The organism is Endozoicomonas sp. (genome assembly GCF_031844845.1).
Classification (GTDB): Bacteria; Pseudomonadota; Gammaproteobacteria; order Pseudomonadales; family Endozoicomonadaceae; genus Endozoicomonas.
In genome coordinates, this window is the sequence record NZ_JAVRMB020000429.1 from 1 (window position 1) to 5,756 (window position 5,756).

General features: G+C 48.4%; 4 protein-coding genes and 1 pseudogene. 3 read left to right on the forward strand and 2 right to left on the reverse strand.

Annotated elements, in window-relative coordinates; genetic code table 11:
• Positions 1-321 (reverse strand): annotated as a pseudogene (locus RM811_RS23605) (dGTPase); the annotation flags it as partial.
• Between the two features lie 229 nt (positions 322-550).
• Between RM811_RS23605 and RM811_RS23610 the strand changes: the two are divergent.
• Both RM811_RS23610 and pdxB read left to right on the forward strand, forming a co-directional pair.
• Positions 551-3,586 carry a hypothetical protein gene (locus tag RM811_RS23610; protein WP_402529222.1) on the forward strand — a complete coding sequence of 1,012 codons (3,036 nt, stop codon included), beginning with the start codon at positions 551-553 and terminating at the stop codon, positions 3,584-3,586.
• A 182-nt stretch (positions 3,587-3,768) separates the two neighbouring features.
• Positions 3,769-4,935, forward strand: a complete 1,167-nt coding sequence (pdxB, locus tag RM811_RS23615; protein ID WP_402529225.1) for a 4-phosphoerythronate dehydrogenase PdxB — start codon at positions 3,769-3,771, stop codon at positions 4,933-4,935.
• 27 nt (positions 4,936-4,962) lie between these two features.
• Here the strand turns inward: pdxB and RM811_RS23620 are convergent, their stop codons facing one another.
• Entirely contained in the window at positions 4,963-5,346 is a 384-nt protein-coding gene (locus RM811_RS23620; protein WP_402529228.1) for a YacL family protein, read from the reverse strand.
• 90 nt (positions 5,347-5,436) lie between these two features.
• On the opposite strand from RM811_RS23620, the gene RM811_RS23625 reads away from it, so the two are divergent.
• Positions 5,437-5,562: a hypothetical protein gene (locus RM811_RS23625; RefSeq protein WP_402529231.1), complete on the forward strand. Its 126-nt coding sequence runs from the start codon at positions 5,437-5,439 to the stop codon at positions 5,560-5,562.
• Positions 5,563-5,756: the final 194 nt, after the last annotated feature.

Here is a 5,756-nt window from a genome sequence, read left to right on the forward strand (position 1 = left end):
CAGATTGGTAAATGCGGTTTCAATATCGTCAAGGCCAAGTTTGCCCAGTTCACCGCTCTGTTTCAGTTGATCGAGAATGGTCTTGGCCAGGTAGCGGCCCGCTTGCTGGACTTCCAGCGAGTGTGTCAGTCGGCTGCGAACAGCGGCGTTGGTTTCCAGCGGGTAGACCTGAGTTTTCTGTTGCAGCCGGCGTACAGCGGCAGATTGAATAACTCGTCCCCGGTTGCTCTCAGTCTCTGTAATCAAATCTCTTGGCTGGGAGTCAGTCCTTGGTTCAGGGCGATCACAGGTTAGTTTCTTGAGGTAATCCAGAGATTCCATAGGGTAGCAGCCGGAAGATGAAAATTGCGTTCAGGTTATCATATCTTTCGGCTGTTCACTGCGTAGCGTGACTTGCAGGGCGTGAGTCATAAGATCAACAGCTTTGGGGAAATGCCTGCCAGGGCAGCCGGGGCAAATTATCCATCCAGAGATCAAAATGAACTTTTCCAGAAAACAACACTCTTAATAACCTGAATGAATAAGTACCACAAGGTGTTTAGCTGCGATTATGAATGGTCTCTTGGCACAAGCGTGTAACAGCCTGTTTCGATATAGTGAGGTAAATAACCACGATAATAAGGGTATTTACGAGGTCACTGATGGAGATATTAACAGTGCTTCGACCATTGCATCCGGGCCAAATCAATCGGAAGTAAAGGGGGTTAACCCGCAAGTTCATAACTATCGCATGTTAACAGGTACTGCCGCCCATGGATTGAAGTATATTAACGCGCTGCTGCAATATTGCAGGTCAGTCCCTATAGCGCAGCGGGGGATTAGTATACTTGTGGTGAATAATCACAATGAACAGCTGCTGTTGGAGCAACCCTCACTGACGGATCAGTTAGTGGACGAAGGGGTGAAGATTACCTCCATTCAATCAGTTGCGGATTACATGAGTGAATACTACCCCAGGGCAAAAATACTTTTGTTTTTGCTAATGGCGCTTCCCCTGAAACCGGGTAGAGACAGACTCAACATGTGCGAGGGAGAAACCCATGAGAAACTTTTGTCCTTTATTCTCAGTATGCTTCTACCCGATTATGCATTCTCTAAGGGTAACGATGGCCTATTAAAAGCTGTGACTGTAGCTCATCCAGGTCTGTTGTCATCAATCCATCTGCCAGCAACGGCCATAAGTAAGGAAACAGCGGATATTCTGGAGACAGCTATCTGGGTTGATGGAACTCAAAAACGGTATTTATTTGATGGTCGGGAGCTGATTCGTTTAATTCATCACCGATCCGGTTCGACAGGGGGGAGTGGAAATAAACTACCGTTCCATCCGATGTTGACATTTGCATCTGATGTATTCTCCCTGACCGGCTCCGCAGAAGATGCCAGGAAAAGAGCCGCTGTTATTGAGGAAATTTCCGATAAGTATCTGAAGGTACCGTTATTCTCTACCCGCGAATTTTACGATTCAGAAGCGCGGAGTCTGATGGAGATGGAATCATTGGAGTCTTTCGTACTTAGTTATCAACATCAGGTCGTTGATCTTTGTTTTGCCGAGAATGTCGAGCACGGAAATGAGACAACCAACTTAAATGTAAGGTGCACAGGTAACTATCAGGAGTTTTTAAGATTTTTTTTCCTGGTTTTTTCAAAATATTTTAATAACCAATATTCAATTCCCCGATTAAAAGACCTGGCGCTTAAACACAATATCCAATGGCGTCATGACTATTTTGACTCAGTTGACCAAACTCCTGATTATGTCTCCGCAGAGAACAGCAGTTCAGGCTACCGATTTACTCTTTATGCTCCAGATATCAGTTTTTATAGCAGGCAAAGAGAAAATCTGGAGAACTTTGTCAGTGAAATGGCGTTGGATGCTGAAGTGGCCGGGATTAAATACCTTTTTACGGATTCTTTCAGGGATTTCGGTTTCCCCCGGATGCCGGGTATCAGCGATGCAGATTCACCCTGTCACCCTCTGATGAACGTGTCACATTTACCCGCGTTTTTCCTGGGTATGTCCGGGGAACAGGAAATGCCTGTTTATCAGGAGATGCTTGATTCGTACCCGCCCAGTGCAAAGCATTGTATTCCCCCTTCCATGAGGCAGGCCACGGAAAGCGTCAACGGCGCAGCAGAAGACGGTACTTCCGAAAGCGCTTATCAGTCAATGGGTTCAGGTTTTCAGTACGGCATGCTGGCAGGGTTTCTGGATGGCTGCGGATCACATTTCAATCGGGCGCACTGGTTCCGGAACCCGGTTGTCAGTGGGTGTCTTGGCTATCTGGCCGGTGGTCCGGCCGGTGCTGTCCTGGGGCTTGGCAGCCACTTTTTACATCGATTGCCTGTACACCTTCGCAGAGGGGCTCAACCCGGCTCCTTGCGCAGTGGGTGCGCGACGATTGTAGAAGCTGTGAATATGGGACTGCCCCTTTTAACGAAAGGCATCTACCATCACGCTGGATCCATTGGGGGATACATCCTGGGCAAATATGGTACAGAAAGCACTCTGGGCAGACTGCGACCCCGGGAAGTCAGTCAGCCTTGCCCTGATTCTTCTGATTCCCCGAGAAGGAACAGAAGAACAGAAAAAAGCAGTAGAGCACCGGCAGAGTGCACCAATAAAGCGGCATCAGAAAAAACAGTTTCTACTGCGGAATTACTGGAGCAGTTGATCGAAGCACACCTTGGCATTACAGACACCAGTGGGGGTAATGAGCACCTTCAGGATATAGTCAGGCTTACCGTCAAACTTCTGAGCGAAGATGACAGCCTCGCCATGCTAGAACAAACCACAATGGCAAAACTGGCGGATATACTACCCTGGTCAACAATGGATGACGTCAAGGTTAAGGTGGTTATCAATTACCAACCCCAGGACAGAACAGTTTACCTTCAGGAAAAGTGTGAACAATGTAAACAGGCCAGTGGTGGGTTATCAGCCGCTGTCAGCAGATTCCCCGGGCTGTATCTGAACTACCTGAAATCATTTTCTGGAACGGTTCGTATTGACAGAGCCTGGTTAGATAACCTGTGGAAAGTGCTTGACCGTGACAGTGATGAGACTCTGGTGGTGGAAACCGGAAAAAGAGTTATTGACAACAGCTCCGGAGACAATAAAACCAAAACCTGTGAGACCACCCTTCTCGACGACAAGCTGAGCAGCAGTGCCCGACTGGCGATCATCAAATCCCTGTCCAGCGATTTTCAGCTGGAACTGTGTCAGGGGGGGGTGCTTGCAAAACTTGGCGCTGAACATCTGGCAAACGTGAAGAAGAATCCTGATGGCTGCAAACAAAAAGAAGCGAAGCACATTCGCGGGGCCATTGAGCAATGGGTGAGTGACTCCGGAAAACTTTCCTTGTCGGACAATTTAATCCATCTGCTGATAAAATTCACTGAGCCCGAATATGCACGCGAAGCTTCTCGGGAAGTACGATCTGATACGAGCATACGGAATGATTTCCACAATAAACTGACAGAACAGGCGACTGAGTTAATCACGTCCACCGATGTCGCTAAACGTTTAAGGGCAAAGGCAGTGCAACTGCAACTGCTAGAGGTAACACCGATCAGGGCTATGTAGTCTTCCCGGGCTTGATAACTGCCAACTGCCAACTGCCAACTGCCAACTGCCATTGGCAAATATCAGATTCCACTTTTGCTCACGCCCCCTCAGGCAAGAGTGCTGTCAATGATGCTTTCATATTGGTATAACATAGCCGTTTCATTACTCTTGGCCTTTTGACGGTGCACCATTAATTATTTATGAAAATTGTTGCCGATGAAAATATTCCTTTGCTGATGGAGTGCTTTGGGGCAATGGGGGAGGTCGTGGCGTTGCCCGGCCGGAGTATCACGCCTGATGATGTAAAAGATGCGGATGCTTTGCTGGTACGTTCTGTCACCACCGTTAACAGGGCGTTGGTGGAAAACAGCGCTCTGAAGTTTGTGGGTACGGCAACCGCCGGGTTTGATCACATAGATCGAGACTTTCTGGCCAGTCGGGGGATTGTTTTCAGCCACGCTCCGGGCTGCAATGCGACCGCCGTTGTGGAGTATGTCCTCGCTGCCCTGGATGTGCTTGCGGAACGGGATAGCTTCGAACTGCGTGATCGGAAAGTCGGCATCATTGGCAAGGGGCAGGTGGGTGGTCGTCTATATCAGATGATGGAGCGTCTTGGGGTTGAGGTCTGCGCCAGTGATCCGTTGCTTGAGGCTGAGGCTGGCAGTGAAGAATCTACCCGGTATGTAAGCCTTGATGAGCTCATTAAATGCTCTGATGTCATTTGCCTGCATACACCGCTGACAACAGACAAAACTCACCCGACACACCATCTGATTAGTGAGCAGCAACTCCAGTCAATGCAGTCTGGTACTATTTTGATTAATGCCGGGCGTGGTCCGGTGATCGACAATGCTGCGTTGAAGAAATGCCTGAGCCAACGTGATGATTTAACGGTTGTGCTGGATGTGTGGGAGTATGAGCCGGATGCGGATCCTGAACTGATGAGCAGGGTGGATATTGCCACACCCCATATTGCCGGTTACAGCCTGGACGCAAAAATTCGTGGTACCGAGATGATTTACAAGGCACTCTGTCAGCATTTTGGCCTGCCAGCCAGAGTTCGCCTGCCGGCCATTACGCCGCTGCCGGTTCTGAAACAGATAAAGTTTAGTGAAGGCATCTGCTTTTCAACAACCTGCTCCAGAGCGATTCGTTCAGTTTACGACATACGTCGTGATGATGCGGCAATGAGGAAAGCGCTGATGGGGGCTGAAGCGTTGCAGCGAAAGCTGAAGTTTGATTTTTTACGTAAGGACTATCCGGAACGCCGGGAGTTTAATACTCTGCGTGTGGAATTGAAAAATTGTGCGCCTGAACTGGTTGATGTATTTCAGGCGTTGCAGTTTCGGACAGGAGATGAGCTCTGAACAGGGCTCTTTTTCCAGTAGCAATATTCAAACAGTCAGGAAATTCTGCCAGGAAAGTAACAGCGTTTTAAAATCATCCAGACCGCAATGACTGATGGACTCATTATCGTAATAGTCCAACTCTTCCATTTCATCATGCTCTTCATAGGCTGAAGGCTTCATTTCGGTATCCAGAAGTGCTGCCCTGACTTCGGCACGATCCCGTGTCAGGTGCAGGCGGTATTCATTACCATCATCAAAGTACTCCCAGCGCTGTCCTTTCTCCAGACTATCAACGACCTGTAGCAGGTGTTCAAGCTGCTGCCGGTTGCTGCCCAGCTCATCTGTCAGCCAGATACCCATGGCTTCATGATCCATGGAGAATTGGGCTTCGGGTTGGCCAGAGAAGTTGCGCTGGAAGTGATAGTCCATAGATACCTGTCGTCTATAAAGTTAAGAGAAGGGTGCGGCAAGTAAAATGAAGTGTATTGTAGAAATATTAAGCGATTTGCCAATAAGGAATTGTCCCGAAATAAGATCAACATTGTACTGAAACTTGTAAAAGGCCGCTACCCGCTACCCGCTACCCGCTACCCGCAAAAGCACAAGCGGCTCTGGCTTTTTCGGGTAGCGGGCAGCGTTCGTTGAAATGGCTAAGTTATTTAAGGACGGTTCCTAAGTAGTTCAGCCAAAAATTTGCCACAAATTCAAACATAGCAAAAGAAAGCTGATGAGCTGCCAGGTCAGTAATGGTTTTTTCTCTATCAATGGTTGGAAAGCGGGCTTTTCAAAATGAGGGTTTGGCTGGGTCAGGTCATGGAGGAACTCGGAAAGTGACGTAT